At 48.6% G+C, this 20,239-nt stretch carries 19 protein-coding genes; all 19 read left to right on the forward strand.

The window, feature by feature from the left end; all coding sequences use genetic code 11:
* Positions 1–30 precede the first annotated feature (30 nt).
* The 19 genes from FB479_RS01425 (at position 31) to pgeF (ending at position 20,230) form a co-directional block, all read left to right on the forward strand.
* Positions 31–1,959, forward strand: a complete 1,929-nt coding sequence (locus FB479_RS01425; protein WP_142061773.1) for a stage V sporulation protein D — start codon at positions 31–33, stop codon at positions 1,957–1,959.
* 152 nt (positions 1,960–2,111) lie between these two features.
* A complete protein-coding gene (locus FB479_RS01430; protein WP_142061775.1) occupies positions 2,112–3,590 on the forward strand; it encodes a UDP-N-acetylmuramoyl-L-alanyl-D-glutamate--2,6-diaminopimelate ligase in 1,479 nt (492 codons plus the stop codon).
* Between the two features lie 42 nt (positions 3,591–3,632).
* Entirely contained in the window at positions 3,633–4,604 is a 972-nt protein-coding gene (gene mraY / locus FB479_RS01435; RefSeq protein ID WP_106653228.1) for a phospho-N-acetylmuramoyl-pentapeptide-transferase, read from the forward strand.
* Positions 4,601–5,965 carry a UDP-N-acetylmuramoyl-L-alanine--D-glutamate ligase gene (gene murD, locus FB479_RS01440; protein WP_142061778.1) on the forward strand — a complete coding sequence of 455 codons (1,365 nt, stop codon included), beginning with the start codon at positions 4,601–4,603 and terminating at the stop codon, positions 5,963–5,965. Before mraY ends, murD begins: the two co-directional genes overlap by 4 nt.
* Before the next feature lie 66 nt (positions 5,966–6,031).
* The gene (gene spoVE / locus FB479_RS01445; RefSeq protein ID WP_016740726.1) at positions 6,032–7,126 is read left to right on the forward strand and encodes a stage V sporulation protein E; all 1,095 of its coding nucleotides are present in this window, start codon (positions 6,032–6,034) and stop codon (positions 7,124–7,126) included.
* Between the two features lie 79 nt (positions 7,127–7,205).
* Positions 7,206–8,309 carry an undecaprenyldiphospho-muramoylpentapeptide beta-N-acetylglucosaminyltransferase gene (gene murG / locus FB479_RS01450; RefSeq protein ID WP_142061781.1) on the forward strand — a complete coding sequence of 368 codons (1,104 nt, stop codon included), beginning with the start codon at positions 7,206–7,208 and terminating at the stop codon, positions 8,307–8,309.
* Positions 8,310–8,411: 102 nt separating this feature from the next.
* Positions 8,412–9,317: a UDP-N-acetylmuramate dehydrogenase gene (murB, locus tag FB479_RS01455; protein WP_106653231.1), complete on the forward strand. Its 906-nt coding sequence runs from the start codon at positions 8,412–8,414 to the stop codon at positions 9,315–9,317.
* A 15-nt stretch (positions 9,318–9,332) separates the two neighbouring features.
* Entirely contained in the window at positions 9,333–10,589 is a 1,257-nt protein-coding gene (gene murA, locus FB479_RS01460; RefSeq protein WP_106653232.1) for a UDP-N-acetylglucosamine 1-carboxyvinyltransferase, read from the forward strand.
* Positions 10,590–10,720: 131 nt separating this feature from the next.
* On the forward strand, positions 10,721–11,506 hold the full coding sequence (locus tag FB479_RS01465) for a cell division protein FtsQ/DivIB (RefSeq protein ID WP_142061784.1): 786 nt from the start codon (positions 10,721–10,723) through the stop codon (positions 11,504–11,506).
* Between the two features lie 22 nt (positions 11,507–11,528).
* A complete protein-coding gene (locus FB479_RS01470; protein WP_106653234.1) occupies positions 11,529–12,239 on the forward strand; it encodes a DUF881 domain-containing protein in 711 nt (236 codons plus the stop codon).
* Between the two features lie 20 nt (positions 12,240–12,259).
* Complete coding sequence (locus tag FB479_RS01475) at positions 12,260–13,006, forward strand: DUF881 domain-containing protein (protein WP_106653235.1); 747 nt, start codon at positions 12,260–12,262, stop codon at positions 13,004–13,006.
* Positions 13,007–13,008: 2 nt separating this feature from the next.
* A complete protein-coding gene (locus FB479_RS01480; RefSeq protein ID WP_007717721.1) occupies positions 13,009–13,356 on the forward strand; it encodes a small basic family protein in 348 nt (115 codons plus the stop codon).
* Positions 13,357–13,498: 142 nt separating this feature from the next.
* Positions 13,499–14,752, forward strand: a complete 1,254-nt coding sequence (gene ftsA, locus FB479_RS01485; RefSeq protein ID WP_106653236.1) for a cell division protein FtsA — start codon at positions 13,499–13,501, stop codon at positions 14,750–14,752.
* A 126-nt stretch (positions 14,753–14,878) separates the two neighbouring features.
* Positions 14,879–16,027 carry a cell division protein FtsZ gene (gene ftsZ / locus FB479_RS01490; protein WP_106653237.1) on the forward strand — a complete coding sequence of 383 codons (1,149 nt, stop codon included), beginning with the start codon at positions 14,879–14,881 and terminating at the stop codon, positions 16,025–16,027.
* A 235-nt stretch (positions 16,028–16,262) separates the two neighbouring features.
* Complete coding sequence (gene spoIIGA / locus FB479_RS01495) at positions 16,263–17,225, forward strand: sigma-E processing peptidase SpoIIGA (RefSeq protein ID WP_142061787.1); 963 nt, start codon at positions 16,263–16,265, stop codon at positions 17,223–17,225.
* 2 nt (positions 17,226–17,227) lie between these two features.
* Positions 17,228–17,950: an RNA polymerase sporulation sigma factor SigE gene (gene sigE / locus FB479_RS01500; RefSeq protein WP_007717727.1), complete on the forward strand. Its 723-nt coding sequence runs from the start codon at positions 17,228–17,230 to the stop codon at positions 17,948–17,950.
* Positions 17,951–18,099: 149 nt separating this feature from the next.
* Positions 18,100–18,879 carry an RNA polymerase sporulation sigma factor SigG gene (gene sigG / locus FB479_RS01505; protein ID WP_007717728.1) on the forward strand — a complete coding sequence of 260 codons (780 nt, stop codon included), beginning with the start codon at positions 18,100–18,102 and terminating at the stop codon, positions 18,877–18,879.
* 160 nt (positions 18,880–19,039) lie between these two features.
* On the forward strand, positions 19,040–19,318 hold the full coding sequence (locus tag FB479_RS01510; protein ID WP_015892085.1) for a YlmC/YmxH family sporulation protein: 279 nt from the start codon (positions 19,040–19,042) through the stop codon (positions 19,316–19,318).
* An 81-nt stretch (positions 19,319–19,399) separates the two neighbouring features.
* Positions 19,400–20,230: a peptidoglycan editing factor PgeF gene (gene pgeF / locus FB479_RS01515; protein WP_142061790.1), complete on the forward strand. Its 831-nt coding sequence runs from the start codon at positions 19,400–19,402 to the stop codon at positions 20,228–20,230.
* The last annotated feature ends 9 nt before the right edge of the window (positions 20,231–20,239 follow it).

Consider the following 20,239-nt stretch of genomic DNA (forward strand, 5'->3'; position numbering starts at 1 on the left):
AGAGACAACCTATTTGAGGGGGGACTCGCTTTGCGGGTATCCAATGCTACTGTACGCCGTCGCATTTTTATCATCTTGATTGTAGGAGTCGTTTTGTATTCTGCGCTTGTCACCCGTTTGGGTTATGTTCAATTGATAGAAGGACCGAAACTCTCGCAAATGTCAGATGAACTGCTCAAGCGGGAAATTAAATTTCAACCCAATCGCGGTCGCATTCTAGACAGAAGTGGCAATGAGCTCGTGACGAATATGACCGTCCCCACACTGGTATCGGTAGGAGCGCAAATCAAAGACCCGAAAGAAACAGCGAGACAGCTCGCCATCATTTTGGAGCAAAAAGAAGAAGATGTATTTCGTGCCATTACGAAAAAAGAAATGAGCAACAACCAGATTCCAGGCGGAAGAAAACTGTCTATTGAAAAGGCGAGAAAAATACAAGAATTGAATTTGCCAGGCATATACTTGGCAGGGGATACGAAGCGTTTTTACCCGAATGGAAATATGGCAGCCCATATTCTTGGTTTCACAGGCATTGACAATCAAGGGTTGACAGGGCTTGAAAAAATTTATGATCCCTTCTTGATGGGGACCGAGGGGCATATCTCATTTCCGTCAGATGCCAAAGGGCGCGTGCTGCCAGGTGGAACCGAAGACTACGTAGCACCCGTGAATGGCATGGACATGTATTTAACGCTGGACAGTACCATCCAATCTTTTATCGAACGTGAGCTGGATCAGGCGGTGGTCGCTTATCAGCCTGATGATGTTCTGGCGATCGCCATGAATCCAAAGACAGGAGAGATATTGGGAATGGGAAGTCGCCCGACTTTTCAGCCGGACGCCTACAGGGACTATCCTTCGGAGGTGTACAATAGAAATCTCCCTATCTGGAAAACATACGAGCCTGGTTCCACATTCAAGATTGTGACACTGGCAGCTGCTTTAAACGAAGGTGTCATCAATTTGAACGAGGGCTTTTACGATCCGGGATTCATAAACGTGGCAGGCAAGCGATTGCGTTGCTGGAAGCGGCAGGGGCATGGACAGGAAACGATGCTGGAAGTGGTAGAAAATTCTTGTAACCCTGGCTTTGTTACGATGGGCCAGCGACTGCAAAAAGAACGACTATTTGACTATATCAAAAAATTTGGCTTCGGACAAAAGACAGGGATCGATTTGATTGGCGAAGAAAACGGGCTGTTATTCAATTTGAATAAAGTAGGACCGGTAGAGCTTGGGACGACTTCTTTCGGTCAAGGGGTATCGGTAACGCCGATTCAACAAATGGCTGCAGTCTCAGCTGCTATTAATGGTGGCAAACTCATGAAGCCGTTTGTCGCAAAAGAATGGCGGGATAGCGTGACGCACGATGTTGTAGCGAGGACCTTGCCGACAGAAGTTCGACAGGTGATTACCGAGGAGACCTCAGCTAAAGTTCGGCATGCGTTGGAAAGCGTGGTCGCGCAAGGAACGGGTAATAAGGCATATATTGAAGGGTATCGAGTAGGAGGAAAGACGGGAACAGCGCAAAAAGTAAAAAATGGCCGTTACGTCGATGGGGAATACATCGTGTCGTTTATCGGCTTTGCGCCAGCTGATGATCCACAGATCGTCGTATATTTCGCCGTAGACAATCCGAAAGCACTGGCGTTTGGTGGATTGATTGCCGCCCCGAGTGTAAAAAGTATCATGGAGTCCTCCCTTCAACATTTGAATGTCCCCAAACGAAAAGATGGCATTCCCAAGGAAATTAACAAAGCACTTGGTGAAAAGGCGCCAATCGAAGTGCCAAACATGGTCGGACAATCCATGAGAGACGTAGTGACAACGTATGATACGCTGCCGCTAGTCGTTTCAGGTAAAGGTCAGTATGTCATTCAGCAGTCCCCGGCACCTGGAGTAAAAATTGATCAGGGCGGAAAAATTCGCATATACCTTGGTGACAAATCGACCAATTAGCTATAAAATGAGATTTCGAAGGCGGAGGGGAGTAGGCTTGTCTACGTTCGCTCTGCCTTTGTTCGTCAAGACTGCGCCTAATTGATCGGCGTAGCCAAGTACAAATGTTCAAATTTCTGTCTATACTAGTTGGAGAATGGGGTGCCTGTTTCATGTTTCTACGGGATCTGCTCATGCCTTTGTTGCCAGTAACGGTTTCGGGGGATGACAGCATGGAGATTACGGGTTTGACAGCAGACTCGCGCCAGGTAAAGCCCGGCTACTTGTTTGTCTGTCTGACTGGATATACCGTGGATGGACATACGTTCGCGGCCCAGGCGGTGAAGAATGGTGCCGTCGCCGTGTTATCCGAACAAGATCTGGACGTGCCAGCGACTATTGTCAAAGTACCGGATACCCGGCGGGCAATGGCTATGCTGGCTGATCGTATTTTCGGATCTCCTACGAAAGAAGTAAAAGTCATCGGCGTAACGGGGACAAATGGAAAGACGACCACTACGCATCTGATCGACAAAATTTTGCGCGATCAAAGCAAGCAAACAGGCTTAATCGGAACGATCCATATGAGAATTGGGGACGTAACGGAGGAAGTCAAAAATACGACTCCGGATGCCATAGATTTGCAAAGAAGCTTTCGTCGCATGTGCGATGTAAACACAGACTATGCGATTATTGAGGTTTCCTCTCATGCGCTGGAGCTGGGAAGAGTCCGCGGTTGCGAAATCCATACAGCGGTTTTCACCAACCTGACGCAGGATCACCTCGACTATCATAAAACGATGGAAAACTATCGCTACGCCAAATCATTGTTGTTTTCCCAGCTGGGCAACAGCTATGACGCAGAGCGTCTAAAAACGGCTGTACTGAATGCGGATGATGAGGCGTCTGAATTATATGCTACCGTTACACCGGCGCGAGTCATTACATACGGCATCGATCAGCCAGCAGATGTAAGGGCAAAGCAAATCGAAATCACAAGTAAAGGTACTTCTTTTACAGTCGAAAGCTTCGCTGGTAGTGCGCGTCTGAACTTGAAGCTGATGGGAAAGTTCAATGTGTATAACGCATTGGCAGCCATCGCGGTTACACTCGCAGAAGGTATTCCACTAGAAGAGATCAAAGCGAGTCTGGAAGAGGTGGCAGGCGTAAATGGGCGATTTGAAGCAGTGGATGCTGGTCAGCCGTTTGCGGTACTCGTCGACTACTCCCACACGCCAGACAGCTTGGAAAATGCATTAATAACCGTCAAGGAATTTGCCCGTGGCAACGTATTTTGCATCGTTGGTTGCGGAGGCGACAGGGATCGAACGAAACGCCCAATCATGGCGCAAATTGCAACGAAATATGCTGATCTGACCGTCTTAACATCAGATAATCCGCGCTCGGAGGAGCCGCAGGCGATTCTCGATGACATGCTGGCTGGCTTGTCGGAAGTGGCACCTGATCGTTATGCGGCACTGACTGACCGACGTGAAGCAATTGCGCATGCAGTTTCGCTTGCGAAGCCGGACGATGTGATCTTGATCGCCGGAAAAGGACACGAAACGTATCAAATTGTGAAAGACCAGGTGTTGCCCTTCGATGACCGTGAAGTTGCGCGCGAAGCGATTGCCCGGTACAACCAAGAATAGAACAGATGCCACACACTGCATCGAAAGAAAGGAGGCTCGGGCATGTTCGTTGACAACGTCCTAATCGTCACGATCGTCGCTGCGTTTCTCATCGCCGTACTCATTGGCCCATTGTTTATTCCCTTCCTTCGCCGCCTGAAATTTGGGCAGGCAATTCGTGAGGAAGGACCGCAATCCCATTTTAAGAAGGCTGGAACTCCCACGATGGGAGGCACCATCATTCTTTTGGCACTCATATTTACCGTGTTGAAGTTTGCCAATGCGAAAATGGAAATTTACTTCCTGTTATTGGTGACTCTCGGATACGGTTTAATCGGCTTTTTGGATGACTTCATCAAAATCAGGAAAAAACGCAACCTCGGGTTGACCGCCAAACAGAAGTTTGCTGGTCAGATTGTCTTGGCAATCGGCGCATATATTTTGCTGCTCATGATGGGGCATGACACGTCCATCCATCTGCCAGGTACACCGTGGAAGCTGGAGCTCGGCTATTTTTACTTCCCATTCCTGTTGTTCCTCTTGGTAGGAACAACGAATGCCGTTAACATCACAGATGGATTGGATGGACTACTGGCAGGGACGGGAGCAATTGCTTTTGGTGCTTATGCGATCATCGCATGGTTTGGTCAAGATTATGACACCGCTATTTTTAGTGCGGCTGTTGTAGGTGCGGTACTTGGCTTCCTCGTCTTCAATGCACATCCGGCACGCGTGTTCATGGGTGATACGGGTTCACTCGGACTGGGGGGAGCCCTGGCGGGAATTGCAATCATGACCAAAACGGAATTGCTATTGGCTATTATCGGTGGGGTATTTGTTGTCGAGACGCTCTCTGTTATCATGCAGGTAGTCTCCTTTAAGACACGTGGAAAGCGTATTTTCCGTATGAGTCCCCTGCATCACCATTTTGAATTAACAGGCTGGTCAGAGTGGCGCGTGGTTGTCACCTTCTGGCTCGTCGGTATGTTCTTTGCTGGATTGGGTGTATACCTTGAGGTGGTGACAATCAGATGATGCGTTTTCATAATAAGCATGTCGTCGTTATTGGTATGGCAAAGAGCGGTGTCGCAGTGGCAAAACTGCTACACCGCTTTGGTGCTCATGTCGTCGTAAATGATAAAAAGCCACGTGAAGAAGCAGTGGGTATAGAAGAGCTGGAATCGTTGGGGATACCGGTCATTTGCGGCTTTCACCCCGATGATCTCATTCATGAAGGCGTATCCCTTGTGGTCAAAAATCCGGGGATTCCGTATGAAGCAGCACCCGTCAAGCAGGCGCAGGCATTAGGCATTCCTGTTGTGACGGAGGTGGAGCTGGCCTCCCAGATTGCCAAGGCACCGATTATCGGCATTACAGGCTCCAATGGCAAGACCACCACTACTACACTCGTCGGACTGATTTTCAAAGAAGCGGGTCTGGATGCGAAAGTAGGAGGCAACATTGGTACCGTGTTGTGCGGCCTGGCTGAGGAAGCTGGTCCCGACGAATGGCTCGTTGCCGAATTGAGTAGCTTCCAGTTGATGGGGACATGGGAATTCCGCCCGCATATCGGTGTTTTGCTCAATCTGTATCCTGCTCATTTGGATTACCATCACACAATGGAAGAGTATTTGGCAGCCAAACTGAAAATGTTTGCCAACCAAACCGCAGATGACGCAGCTATTTTGCCATATGACCAACCAGAGATTGTAGAAAAATGCAAAGACCTCCCCGCAGCCATCTACTACTTTAGCAAGAGTCAAGAGGTGCCAAAGGGAGCTTTTGTCAAGGATGGTTTGATTCTGTTTGCGGATGGGAATGGGAATACAGAGCCAATCGTTGCGATAGCGGATATTACCGTTCCTCATCTGGACAACGCACTGGCAGCGATTCTTGTTGCGAAGCTCGCGGGAGCGGACAAGCAATCAATTATACAAGTTCTTACTACTTTCCCAGGGGTAGAGCACCGGATGGAGTTCGTGGATTCGATTCGCGGTGTCAAATACTTCAATGATTCAAAAGCAACGAACCCGGAAGCGGCATCGCGCGCCTTGCAAGCATGCAAGGAGCCGGTCGTATGGATTTGCGGCGGGCTGGATCGTGGTGTTGACTTTCGGGAACTGCTGCCTGTGATCCAAGGCCGGGTAAAAGCAGTCATCGCTCTCGGGCAAACGGCTCCGATTTTACTGGAACGTGCTCAGGAAGCAGGGATTAATGAGCGTATCCATGTCGATACTGTGGAAAAAGCCGTTCTTGCTGCTTCCCAGTTGGCCGAATCAGGTGATGTGGTCTTACTGAGCCCTGCTTGTGCGAGTTGGGACATGTTTCCTTCGTTTGAGACAAGGGGGAGCATGTTTAAGGACGGCGTGCATAGACTTAAAACAAGCCTAGCATAACGTCCCACTGGTACAATCAAGAATATGACAAAAGCGGGACGGCATGAGAAAGGATGACCTGGCACAATGAGCAAGGTACGCTCTGCCCCCGACTTCGTAATTATTTTTGCAACACTTTTTTTATTGGGAATTGGCATCGTGATGGTGTACAGCGCCAGCGCGATCGTGGCACAAAAGCCGCCGTTTTCTGATCCGTATTTTTTCGCCAAGCGGCAACTGATCTTCGCACTGTTAGGGATTACATCCATGTACATTACGATGAATATCGACTACTGGGTGTGGAAGCAATGGGCCAAGCCAGGGTATTTGGTGAGCATCGGTCTGTTGATTTTGGTTCTGATCATCGGGATCGAAGTAAATGGCTCGAAAAGCTGGCTTGGTTTTGGAGCCTTTGGAATTCAACCAGGTGAATTTGCAAAGCTTGGCGTCGTTGCATTCCTGGCGAAGTGGCTCTCCGATAATCAGAAGCAAATTGTCTTGTTCCGAAAAGGTCTTATGCCTGCCTTGGGAATCCCGGTTCTGTGTTTTGGCTTGATCATGCTGCAACCGGATTTGGGCACAGGGACAGTTTTGATGGGAACGGCTGTCGTCATGATTTTTGCGTCAGGTGCGCGGATCAGTCATTTTGTCGGGTTGGGAATGATCGGCGTTGTTGGCTTCATCGGCTTGGTTTTGTCAGCACCTTACCGAATCAAAAGGATTACGTCCTTCCTCGATCCGTGGTCTGACCCGCTCAATACCGGCTATCAGATCATCCAATCCCTTTACGCAATAGGTCCCGGCGGTTTGTTGGGGCTTGGCCTTGGACAAAGCAGACAGAAGCATCTGTACTTGCCTGAGCCTTACAATGATTTTATTTTCTCAATCGTCGCGGAGGAGTTGGGCTTCATCGGAGGCACACTCATTCTCCTGCTTTTTCTCCTCTTGTTGTGGAGGGGAATGCGGACGGCGATTACGGCTCCAGATTTGTTCGGAAGCCTGCTTGCGCTAGGAATCATTGGCATGATTGCCATCCAGGTAGTCATCAATATCGGTGTTGTGACTGGGATGTTTCCCGTGACAGGAATCACGTTGCCGTTCTTAAGCTACGGTGGTTCATCATTGACACTGATGCTCACTGGAGTTGGCGTCTTGTTGAACATCTCGCGTTTTTCTCGATAATAGAAACCTCAAAAGGAGTACGCAATAAGCAAGTAAATCAGCCTATTGCTACTCCTTCTCAAAAAAAGGGTGTGAACGTATGCGTGTCGTCTTAACAGGCGGTGGCACAGGTGGACATATTTATCCGGCGCTTGCGGTGGCGAGGGAAGTTTCCCGCCAAAATCCGCAGGCTGCCTTTTTGTATATTGGCAGTAAAAAAGGTTTGGAAGCAGGTTTGGTTCCGAGATCAAATATTCCTTTCCAATCCGTAGAAATTAGCGGATTGAAACGCAAGCTGTCGTTGGACAACCTGAAGACTTTATGGAAATTCGTCCGAGCAGTTGGCGATGCCAAGAAAATGCTGCGCGAGTTCAAACCCGATGTCGTAATTGGGACGGGTGGCTACGTATGTGGTCCAGTCGTATATGCTGCTTCGCGATTGGGAATTCCGACTCTCATTCATGAGCAAAACGTAGTGCCGGGCTTGACCAACAAGTTTCTTTCTCGCTCAGCTACACGGGTGGCCGTTTCGTTCAAAGAATCGCTTGCCCATTTTCCCCCGTCCAAAACGGTGCTAACCGGAAATCCGCGTGCAACGGAAGTCATGCACGGTAATGCAGAGGCGGGTCGCAGCTTTTTGGGCGTGGACAACAACAAAAAAATCGTGCTGATCTTTGGTGGCAGCAGGGGAGCGCGCGCAATAAATGAGGCGGTGCTTTCCGTTGTTACGCAGTTGGGCAAATATGCCGATACTCATTTTGTATATGTGACGGGCGACGTTCATTTTGAAACGATTTCGGCACAGCTTCGCGAACTGGGAACACTTCCAAGTAACATTTCTGTGCTTCCTTTCGTCCATAATATGCCGGATGTTTTGGCAGCGACGCATGTGCTGGTTGGTCGCGCAGGAGCATCTACCTTGGCAGAAATAACAGCACTCGGTGTGCCTTCGATCTTGATTCCGTCCCCATATGTCACGAACAACCATCAAGAGAAAAATGCAAGGGGATTGGAACGCGCAGGGGCAGCTCATGTCATCGTAGAGCGGGAGCTTACCGGAGAGAGCTTGCTACTTTCCTTGGAAAATATCCTTGCCAATCCAGCAAAATGGGAAGAGATGAAAAACAGCTCTCTTTCCTTGGGGATGCCGCAAGCTGCGACGGAGATTGTCCGTCAATTAGGTGCGATTACACGAAAAAAATGATCAGATGGGCGATTGTCACGCCGATCTGGGCGAACGCATAGTATGGAGCAAACACGTGAGAAGACTAGGTCCGACCTAGCAAACGTATCAGGAGGTTCACAAATGAAAATGATCGCAGATGAACTCATGCAAGCAGGAATCGAAAAAGTGTGGACCGATGAACCCCTTGCTAATCATACAACGTGGCGGATCGGGGGTCCTGCTGATTTGTTAATCCAACCCAAGGATAAAGCATCCTTGCAAAAAGCCTTGCAGATCATCCATCGTCATGAAATTCCTTGGAGTGTAATCGGGCGCGGTTCAAACCTTCTGGTGAGGGACAGAGGGATACGTGGAGCCGTGCTTAAAGTGGCCGAGGGCTTGAGCCACTGTGAGTTCAGGGGCGAAGAGGTGTGTGTGGGTGCCGGATATTCCATGATCCGCCTGGCGGTGGAGACAGGCAAGATGGGATTAACAGGTATGGAGTTTGCAGGAGGGATTCCTGGTACGGTAGGCGGCGCCGTCTATATGAATGCGGGGGCACACGGATCTGATCTTTCACGTATTCTTATTGATGCCGAGATCCTTTTCGAAAACGGCGAAAGTAAAGTGTTGAGTAACGAGGAACTGAGCTTTAGTTATCGAACTTCTCTTTTGCAAAAGCAAAAAGGGATCGTGCTAGAGGCCCGTTTTCAATTGAGGACGGGCGACCGCAAGGAGATTGCGGCCACGCTCGCTGCCAATAAGGAACGACGGCGCAATACGCAGCCACTGCAGATGCCGTGTGCCGGCAGCGTGTTCCGAAATCCGCCAAATGACCACGCAGGTCGCCTGATTGAGGCGGCTGGGTTGAAGGGCTATCAGGTCGGAGGAGCTCAGGTTTCAGAAAAACACTCCAACTTCATCGTGAATTGCGGAGGGGCAACGGCTGCCGACGTCCTCACCTTGATTAATCACGTTCGGAGCACCATTCTCGAGAAAAATGGGATTGACCTGCATCCGGAAGTCCTGGTGGTGGGCGAGGGGTAACACGGAGGTGAAAGTTTGGAGACTTTTGCGATCGAAGGCGGAAGACCTCTGTCCGGTTCGCTTCGGATCCAAGGTGCTAAGAACGCTGCTCTTCCCATTCTTGCTGCTGCTGTGCTTGCGGAAGGGCAATTCTATATCTATGACGTCCCCCATCTAAAAGACATTAAGGTCATGCTCGAAATCTTGACGCTGCTTGGGGCGAATACGAAGCATGAGGACGGATGTGTCGATCTGGATACAACATCTGTCTGTGTCCCGCAGGTGCCGGATGATTTAATGAGCCAAATGCGATCTTCGATTTTTTTGGCAGGACCACTCCTTGCACGTCTGGGTGAGGTCACGATTTCCAGGCCAGGTGGATGTGACATTGGAGAGCGCAGGATTGACTTGCATTTGGCTGGATTGACTGCGCTAGGAGCCAAAATCGAAGAATCGGAAGGCTACATTACATTTCGGGCCAAACAATTGCGTGGGTCCAATATCTTTCTTTCCTTCCCCAGTGTGGGCGCGACGGAAAATATCATGATGGCGGCAGTGCTGGCAAAAGGCACGACCCGAATCTGTAATGCAGCGCGAGAACCGGAAATCATCGACCTTCAGAATTTCCTGAATGCAATGGGAGCGCGGATCAGAGGGGCAGGCACCGATACGATTGAAATCAGTGGTGTACCTCGCTTGCGTTCCGTCAGCTACCGGATCATACCGGACAGGATTGTGACAGGAACCTATCTGCTGGCTGTCGGTATTTCACAGGGACATATCGAATTGACCAATACACTGCCTGAGCAATTGACGGCATTAATTGAGGTCGCCCGTAGCTGCGGTGTTGAAATCAAGACCCGCCATGATATAATGGAAATCAAAAGCACCTCCCGTCCACGTGCCTACGACCGGATCATCACCTCGCCGTATCCTGGGTTTCCAACCGATTTGCAGGCGCAGCTGATGGTGTTTCTGTCACAGGCTAGGGGAACGAGTGTCATCAAAGAGACCATTTTTGAAGGAAGATTCAAACATGTGAATGAATTGGCGCGAATGGGCGCCTCTATATACGTAGATCTTGGCTCCGCTATTATTCGGGGTGTCAACAAATTGACCGCTACGAATGTCGAAGCTACTGATCTTCGAGCAGGTGCTGCCTTAGTCCTCGCAGGGCTTGCTGCAGAAGGTATTACCACGGTGAACCAGATCCATCATATCGATCGCGGATACGATCGGCTGGAAGAGCAGTTGCGTCAATTAGGAGCCGATATATCACGAGTATCGATGTAACCGAGGGAGAGTGGGCGGCATAATGTTATGCCGCTTTCCCTGTTTTGTTCAATGACATTTATTTGGAAGACATCCAGTAATTTACTTTGCTCTGGGCAATGAGCCTAAAAAACATGAGGAAGGGTACGGCCATGGCGGTATATGAGGAACGCATTCCGCAAGTCAAGCAACAACGCCCCAGAAGAAGGGGCAACCGCAAGCTGGTCTTTCTACTGGTATTGTTTTTTCTTACCATTCTCATCATCGTTTTTATCCGTTCCCCTTACAGTAAGGTGCAAGAGATTCGAGTGATTGGTAATGATATTTATACGACGGAGCAAATCATTACACAATCGGGCTTAATAAAGGACATGCAGTTTCTAAACGTATGGGAGAACAGTGTACGAAATAACTTGAAGCCATTAGAGGCCATTAAAGATGTGACGGTGAGCCGCTCTTTCCCCGGATTGATCACGCTACATATTACCGAACAAAAGCGCGTCGCTTTTTGGAGTGGGCAGGACGGAAGCCGCTATGCCTTACTGGACAATGGCTATGTGCTCAAACAGGTCAATTTCGCCAAGCGCGTAGTGGACAGGCCATTGATTAGCTCGTGGGCCTCACCTGAGCTCCTTCCCCATCTCGCCAAGTCGCTATCGAAATTATCGCCAGATGTACTCGCGGAGATTTCGGATATTACACTGACGCCAACGGTTTATGACAAGCAACGCGTCACGCTGTATATGCGCGACGGGAATGAAGTAAGAAGCGTCATCTACAAGCTGGACAAAATGATGAACTGGTACCCGGCTATTGTGAAAGAATTGCCGCCAGATACAAAAGGGGTGCTCTCTTTGTTTGAGCAGCCGTGGTTTATTCCGTACGGGGCTCAAGGGGCTATTCCTATACAGGAAGGGCAAGAGCAGCCACAGCAGTAAATGAAAAAGGGGAAAGTAGACAATGAGTCGTCGTCGCAAATTTCATTTGTATTTAACCATCGTGACGTTTTCTACCGGCTTTCTAGTGGCCACTTCCTTCGAAACGAACAAGCTTACGCGCAAAGAACGGATGAATGATCAGCTGTTCCAACAGGAAACGCAATTGAATGACCGGATATTGGCTGAGAAGGAGCAAAATCGGCATCTGGAAAATCAACTGCTCGATTTGCAGCGTCAGGTGGGAAAAGTGGAAGAAGCGATGGCAGAGCGTAAATCGGAGGCTGCAGAGACACTCAGTCAACTGGATGCAGCGCGGATGCTGGCAGGGGTAGTCGCTGTCGAAGGACCGGGTATCGTCATAACGATGCAGGATAGCCAGAATGCAGCGAACAGTGCAGACATCGCGAACTACATCGTGCATGAGCAGGATGTACGCCTGGTCGTCAATGAACTGCGTGCAGCAGGAGCAGAGGCAATCAGCATTAACGGGCAGCGTGTGGTGAGCAATTCCGAGATTCGTTGCATTGGACCAACAATCATCGTAAACGGCATCAAGTCGGCCGCTCCGTTCGTCGTAACAGCGATCGGGAATCCCGACACACTAGACAGTGCTTTGAATTTGCCGGGAGGTGTTTTGCACTCCTTGCAAGATTTTGTCCAAATAAACGTAGCCAAAAAAGAACGGGTTGAGTTGCCTGCCTTTGTTGGTGACGCGAAAACGAAACACTCCTAAATAAAAGGATGCGTTTACCTATGTTACAAAAAAGCCGTAAAATCACATTTATTCTTGCCATTATTAGTGCTATCATAGGTGTGATGTTGACTGTGCAATTACGAAGCAGTCTTCATCCTATTCATAAAGAGTCTCGCAGCATCGCGGAACTTCGGACCACGTTGCAAAAAGAACTGGAGAAACACAAAAACCTGCTCGCAGACATTTCAAAGTATAATCAGCTGTACTACCAATACGAAACCTCGTTCAGTGAAGATGAAAGTATCTCCGTTATGAAAGAGGAGTTGGCACGGACTCGCCGAATGGCTGGTATGGTAGGAATGGAGGGAGAAGGCATCGTTATTGATGTTGTCGACGCCCATACGCCTGAAGAGCCAGTTATGGATGAACATATGCCTGTGCCTGTTGTAGGAGACTATACGATTGACGATGAAGATTTGCGCTGGTTGGTAAATATCCTGTTTGCAAACGGAGCACAAGCTGTTTCCATTAATGGTCATCGACTGATTGCTACCACTGCGATCCGCAATGTGGGAGACGTCATCCAAATCGATACCAGGACGATCAGGGCTCCGTATGAGATAAAAGCATTGGGGGAACCTGAAGTATTGTTGTCCGCATTGAAACTGGAGGGCGTAGAGGAGAACTTCCAGCTGGCGAATAAAAAGGTGCTGGCCGAAAAACGGGACAAGCTGATGATTTCAGCGAATAACGAAACACGTGTCATTCAATTTATGAAACCTGTGAAAGAAAAAGGAGATTCGTAACCATGTGGCTCCCGCTTATCGGACTGATTGTCGGTCTTGTTGTCGGCTTCCTGCTGGATTGGCGTGTGCCCCAGGAGTATAGCAGCTATCTATCAATAGCCCTCTTGGCTGGATTGGATACGATCTTTGGGGGGATTCGTTCGTTTTTAGAACGTACTTTTAACGTTCGTATTTTCATGTCTGGATTCTTTTTTAACACACTTTTTGCAGCAGGCTTGGCCTTCATCGGAGGGTTCTTGGGGATTGATCTGTATTTGGCTGCGATCGTGGCTTTCGGGGTCCGCTTGTTCAACAATCTCGCTGTCATTAGGAGAATTGTTCTATCCAAATGGATCAATCAGCAAGAATAACGCGAAGAAAAATGGGAAGATGGTCATTTTTTTACAAAAAATCAATAAGAAAAAAAGGGAATGGTTGTCCTGTGTGGAATAATTTATGCAGGTGTTCTCATTTTAGCAAGAAAAAAGACGTAGCAGGGGAGGTGTCACAGGTTTGGTAAGCAATGAACTCATAGTCAGCCTAGACATTGGAACATCCAAAGTACGCGTCATGATCGGCGAGATCAACAACGGTTCCATCAACATCATCGGCGTCGGACAATCACACTCAGAAGGCATCAAGAAGGGAGTGATTGTAGACATCGACCAAACCGTGCATGCCATCCGGGAAGCGGTTGATCATGCAGAGCGCATGGTTGGCGTTTCAATCGAAGAAGTGTATGTAGGGATCACTGGAAACCATATCGATCTGCATGAAACCCAAGGGGTTGTCGCTGTATCCAGCGAAGACCGTGAAATACGAGAAGAAGATATTCAACGCGTAATTCAGGCAGCGAAGGTTGTGGCTATTCCTCCAGACCGTGAAATCATCGAGGTAGTCCCAAAGGAGTACATCGTTGATGGACAAGGGAGCATTAAGGACCCGCGTGGGATGATTGGTGTCCGACTGGAAATGGAAGGGACCATTGTGACCGGGTTGAAAACGGTCGTACATAACATCGTTCGCTGTGCTCAACGAACCAATCTGCGTGTAGCTGGAATATTCTTGCAACCGCTTGCGGCTAGCACTGTTGCTCTATCCAAAGATGACAAAAACATGGGTGTCGTTCTTGTCGACATCGGTGCGGGTTCTACCACGATCGGTGTATTCGAGCAGGGGAAACTGGCAGCGACCACCGTGATCGGCATCGGTGGCGACCACATTACGAGCGATATTTCACTGGGACTGCGTACGCATACAGATGTAGCAGATCGTGTGAAAACCAAACACGGCTGTGCCCTTATTGACGAAGCATCCGAAGATGTGAAGTTCAAGGTAAACCGGATTGGCAGTGAAGTTGAAAAGCAATTTACGCAAGTGGATTTGGCCAATATTATCGAGCCGCGCGCTGCGGAAATATTCCAATTAGTCGAGGATGCTGTATACAAATTGGGCTATCGCGACGAAATTGCAGGTGGCTATGTTCTTACGGGTGGTACCGTAGCCATGCCGGGCATGTTGGAATTGGCAAAAGAAGAATTGGACGCACCTGTTCGAATTGCGATTCCTGATTACATCGGAGTGCGAGATCCTGCCTACACCACCGGGGTAGGTTTGATTCAATATGCCTTGCAGTTGATGGAGCGCCGCAGCATTCGCGTCACCCCCTCATTCAAGGGCACTCAGAAGCAAACCGTCTCGTCTAAGCCAAAAGAAGGCGGCGGTTTGATGGAAAAAGTAAAAAACTGGTTTAGCGAATTTATTTAATGGAGTTCGCTTTACCGAGCTTAACTACAATGACGAAGACGAGTATCGATTCGTTCCATTGTGTTTAGTTGACAGGCTTCTGTAGCCACGAAGTTTTCTTATGTTGAATTGGGGAGGACTAGCAATATGCTGGAATTTGATATGGATATGGAATCCTTTGCACGAATTAAAGTTATTGGTTGCGGGGGCGGAGGTAGCAACGCAGTAAACCGAATGATCGCTGGAGGATTGAAAGGTGTAGAATTCATCACCTTGAACACTGACGCGCAAGCACTCCAACTCTCTAATGCCGATATCAAGCTGCAAATCGGTGAAAAGCTGACACGTGGACTGGGAGCAGGTGCGAATCCTGAGATCGGTAAAAAAGCGGCGGAAGAAAGCCGCGATCTGATTGAGAACGCTCTGCGTGGAGCTGACATGGTATTCGTAACTGCTGGTATGGGTGGAGGTACAGGTACAGGGGCAGCACCTGTTGTTGCAGAGATCGCCAAGGAAATGGGTGCTCTTACAGTTGGTGTCGTAACCCGTCCGTTCTCCTTTGAAGGTCGTAGACGTTCCCAGCATGGTGAAATTGGTATCGCAGCTTTGAAAGAAAAAGTAGACACGCTGATTGTGATTCCTAACGACCGCCTTTTGGAAATCGTTGATAAAAATACGCCAATGCTCGAAGCATTCCGTGAAGTTGACAATGTACTGCGACAAGGGGTTCAGGGTATTTCCGATTTGATTGCAACACCTGGCTTGATTAACTTGGACTTCGCTGACGTGAAGACAATCATGACTGAGCGCGGTTCTGCACTAATGGGAATCGGTGTGAGCAGTGGGGAGAATCGTGCAGCTGAAGCTGCTCGCCGTGCTATTTCCAGCCCATTGCTCGAGACTTCCATTGATGGTGCACGTGGGGTTCTCATGAACATCACAGGTGGTACCAACCTCAGCTTGTACGAAGTAAACGAAGCAGCAGACATCGTGGCTTCCGCATCGGACCCAGATGTTAATATGATTTTCGGTGCTGTTATTAACGAGGAATTGAAGAATGAATTGGTCGTGACAGTTATTGCCACAGGCTTCGAGCATGCTCAACGGGCTCCGGAAGCTCCTCGCCGTCAACAACAGCCGGTCAACACGCCTGGCAATCGTCCGACACCAGTTTCCAATACGAATAACAGCCGTGCGAAGGAAGAAGAGGAAGACAAGTCCTTCTTCTCCATGGGCAACCTGGATAATCTGGACATTCCAGCATTCCTGCGCAATCGCCGCCGCAACAAAAACTAAAGCGATAAACGACTGTCAAAAGCCTTGTTCCCGTCAGTGGGGACAAGGCTTTTTTTCGTTGATTGGATGAAAAATGTTAGACAAAAAAACCAAAAAAACACCGTCAAGAATTGACAGACTTTACATACACATTGATATATACTGCTTTTACTGATAGAAGTCGTCCTACTATTTGCCATTTTTGCTAGGACACATGCTTGCTGCCAAGTCGGTCAAAAGATGAGGGGGAAAGCAAGTGGTTGTGTATCTTGATATCATTCTACTCCTGAATGTGGCTATTGATACCTTGTTACTCTGGTTTACTGCTTATTTTCGCAAAGAGCGCATGGTGTGGTGGAAAATGATACTTGCCTCCCTGTTTGGCTCCGCATATCTGGTCTTTTTCTTTTTTCCTGTGTTTTCTTCGATGTATCAATGGTGGGTCAAACTGCTCTTTTCTGTCATCATGCTATGGATTGCTTTTGGGAACAGGAGGTTGTTGTCCTTTGCGCAAAACTTGATCATTTTTTACTTTGTCGCATTTGTGTTTGGAGGGGGAGTGCTTGGGCTACAGTATTTTTTGGCACCGCAGAGTGAAATTGTGAATGGACTGGTTGTCACGCATAATGATGGGTTTGGCGTTGGGTTCAAACCAACCTTGGGGATTGTCCTGATCGGGTTTATCCTGGTCTTTTTCCTCGGGAAAAAGAGCTACCGCGCGATCCAGGAGCCGCGAAGAATCGAAACCTTTCTTGTGGATGTCGTCGTTGCGTTGGCAGGGGAAAAAGTCATTTGCCGTGGACTTGTGGATACTGGAAACCAGCTCCACGAGCCGATTACACGCATACCCGTCATGATTATGGAAAATCGCATGTTCGCACATTTGCTTCCGCCGTCGCTTCTCCGACAAGCCGATGAAAACGGTGGAGTGTGGGAGAAGCTGGACGGATCTTGGGACCATCTGCCGCTGGAATGGCAGTCTCGGGTACGCTTGATCCCGTATCGCAGCGTGTCAAGAGGTATGGATTTTTTACTCGCAATCAAACCAGACCATGTCATGGTCGTGCAAGACGGGATTCGTTTTGAAACAGAACGGGTGCTAATCGGGCTTAACCCGATCCCATTGGCCGCTGACGGCAAGTATCAGGCCATCGTGCACCCAGCCATGATGGAGACTTATACAGAGGAATCAACCTTTATTCTCAAACAGGAGGGCTAATCATGTATGTAAAACTTCGCCTACAACTCCAATTGACCTGGTACCGAATCTTGCTCTGGCTTGGTGTACGCGCCGAAGAAGTCTATTATATTGGCGGGAGTGAAGCATTGCCTCCACCGTTGACCAGAGAAGAAGAGGAGCTCTTGCTCGGACGACTGCCGTCTGGTGATCCGGCTGTCCGCGGTATGCTAATTGAACGCAATCTTCGTCTGGTCGTATACATTGCCCGCAAGTTTGAGAATACGGGAATTAATATTGAGGACTTGGTCAGCATTGGCACCATCGGCTTGATCAAGGCAGTGAACACCTTTGATCCAGACAAGAACATCAAGCTGGCAACGTATGCTTCTCGTTGTATCGAAAACGAAATCCTCATGTATCTTCGCCGCAATAATAAAATTCGTTCAGAGGTATCTTTTGATGAACCGCTTAACATTGATTGGGATGGTAATGAGCTGTTGCTGTCAGATGTTTTGGGTACGGAGAATGACACGATCTATAAAAACATCGAGGACCAAGTGGATCGGAAGCTTCTGAAAAAAGCACTGGATAAGCTGTCTGACCGCGAGAGAATTATCATGGAGCTGCGCTTCGGCTTAGCGGGAGAAGAGGAAAAGACCCAAAAGGATGTAGCAGATTTGTTGGGGATCTCACAGTCGTATATTTCACGTTTGGAAAAGCGAATTATAAAACGGTTACGAAAAGAATTCAACAAGATGGTCTAACGCATATTTTCCCAGCTTGGGGGGATACTGTTCCTAAACCGAAACAGATGGTGGTTTTTGCCACCTTCTTGGTCGGCTACGCGTCAGTTACGCGGCCTTTCAAGACAACCGGGTTAGGGACTTTTTTCTTGCTTCGAGGAGGGAAAGACGTGACGCGCAATAAGGTAGAGATATGCGGGGTAGATACCTCCAAGCTTCCGGTGTTGACAAACAAAGAGATGCGGGAATTGTTTGAGCGCCTGCAAAGTGGGGAGCTGGCTGCCCGCGAGAAGCTGGTCAACGGCAACTTGCGACTGGTGCTTAGCGTAATCCAACGATTCAACAATCGCGGAGAGTTCGTAGATGACTTGTTTCAAGTGGGCTGCATCGGGTTGATGAAAGCGATCGACAACTTTGATCTCGGTCAAAATGTGAAGTTTTCCACGTATGCCGTACCGATGATCATCGGAGAAATTCGACGCTATTTACGGGACAACAATCCGATTCGCGTTTCCCGCTCTTTGCGAGACATCGCGTACAAGGCCTTGCAGGTGCGTGACAATCTGACCAACAAACATTCGCGAGAGCCTACCATTATCGAGATTTCTCAGGAATTGAACGTAGCAAAAGAAGATGTCGTGTTTGCGCTCGATGCGATCCAAGATCCGGTTTCATTGTTTGAACCGATTTATCAGGATGGTGGCGATCCGATTTACGTCATGGATCAGATTAGTGACGAGAAGAACAAAGATGTCACGTGGGTAGAGGAAATTGCGCTTCGTGAGGGAATGCAGCGGCTAGGTGATCGAGAAAAAATGATATTATCCATGCGCTTTTACGAAGGAAAAACGCAGATGGAAGTAGCAGAGGAAATCGGTATATCACAGGCACAAGTCTCCCGATTAGAAAAAGCGGCAATTGCCCATATGCAAAAGCACGTTCAATCGTAATGAGAAACCACATAGGCGACCCGGCGGTCTTGTACCGTTCGGGTTTTTTGTACGAGCGGAAAAGTTCGTTTTCCATCGCCTTACTTTTTGCCAAAGAAGCGGACATATTCCTCAGTGGACTCATATACTGAAAGTAACGGAGAAAAGAAGGTGAGGAAGAATGGTAAAAATCTCTGACTTCCAGACCAAAGAAGTAGTAAATATTCTCGATGGGAAACGGCTTGGGCAAATTTCAGATTTGGAGATCGATCTGCGTCACGGTCGCGTAGAGGCTATCGTCGTACCGGGACCAGGCAAGTTTCTCGGCTTCTTTTCTGCCGGGAACGATTACGTCATACCCTGGCGTAATATTGTGAAGATCGGGAAAGATGTGGTGCTTGTTCGGATGGAAGAAGCACTTAAAGTTGAAGTGAAAACATCTGGTGGAGATGAATACTAGCGAGTAAAGGGAGAAAGGCACGGATAGCCTTTCTTTTCTTTTCGGCTATGGTATGATTAGCCATATGAGGAAGGTGACAACATGAGAGAACCATTTGTCAGGGTAGAGGATAAGTCAATCTTATCGTTAACAGAGTGGGAGCAACAATTTCCTGGATTAGTGGCGGGGTTTACGATTCGCTCAGGTGGGGAAAGTGAACAACCGTACGGGTCTTTTAATATGGGGCTGCATGTGGGTGATGAATCTGCAAACGTAGTAGCCAATAGACGCAAGCTCGCAGAACAAGTCGGGATGTCTTTTGCAGCGTGGACATGCGCTGATCAAGTGCATGGTAATCGGGTTTGTCAGGTTACAGCAGGCGGTGCGGGAAAAGAAAGTTTGGAGGATGTCATATCTGCAACAGATGGTTTGTTTACCCTTGAAAAAGGTGTTATGCTGACCTCGTTCTATGCAGATTGTGTTCCCCTCTATTTTCTTGATCCCCAATCGGGAGCAATCGGACTTGCCCACGCAGGCTGGAAGGGGACAGTGGGCCGTATTGCCGAGGAAATGGTGAAGGCAATGACGAAGCACTATGAGGCAAATCCAGAGGACATCCGCGTCGCAATTGGCCCATCCATTGGCGGCTGTTGCTATGAAGTCGATGAGCGAATCATGACGCAGGTACGCACTTGTGCAGGCGATTGGGAAAAAGCAGTCATCTCCTCCACAGGGGAGCGGTATATGCTGGACCTTCGTCAGCTGAACACAGAGATATTGCTCGAAGCAGGAATTTCTTCCGGGAATATTTTATCCACGGATTGGTGTACAAGCTGCAGAACAGACTTGTTTTTCTCTCATCGCAAGGAAGCCGGGATACAAGGAACTACCGGACGTATGGCTTCCTATATCGGCTGGAAGGAAAACCTGTAAAAGAAAGGA

Origin of the sequence: Brevibacillus sp. AG162 (genome assembly GCF_006715575.1) — a bacterium.
Classification (GTDB): Bacteria; Bacillota; Bacilli; order Brevibacillales; family Brevibacillaceae; genus Brevibacillus; species Brevibacillus brevis.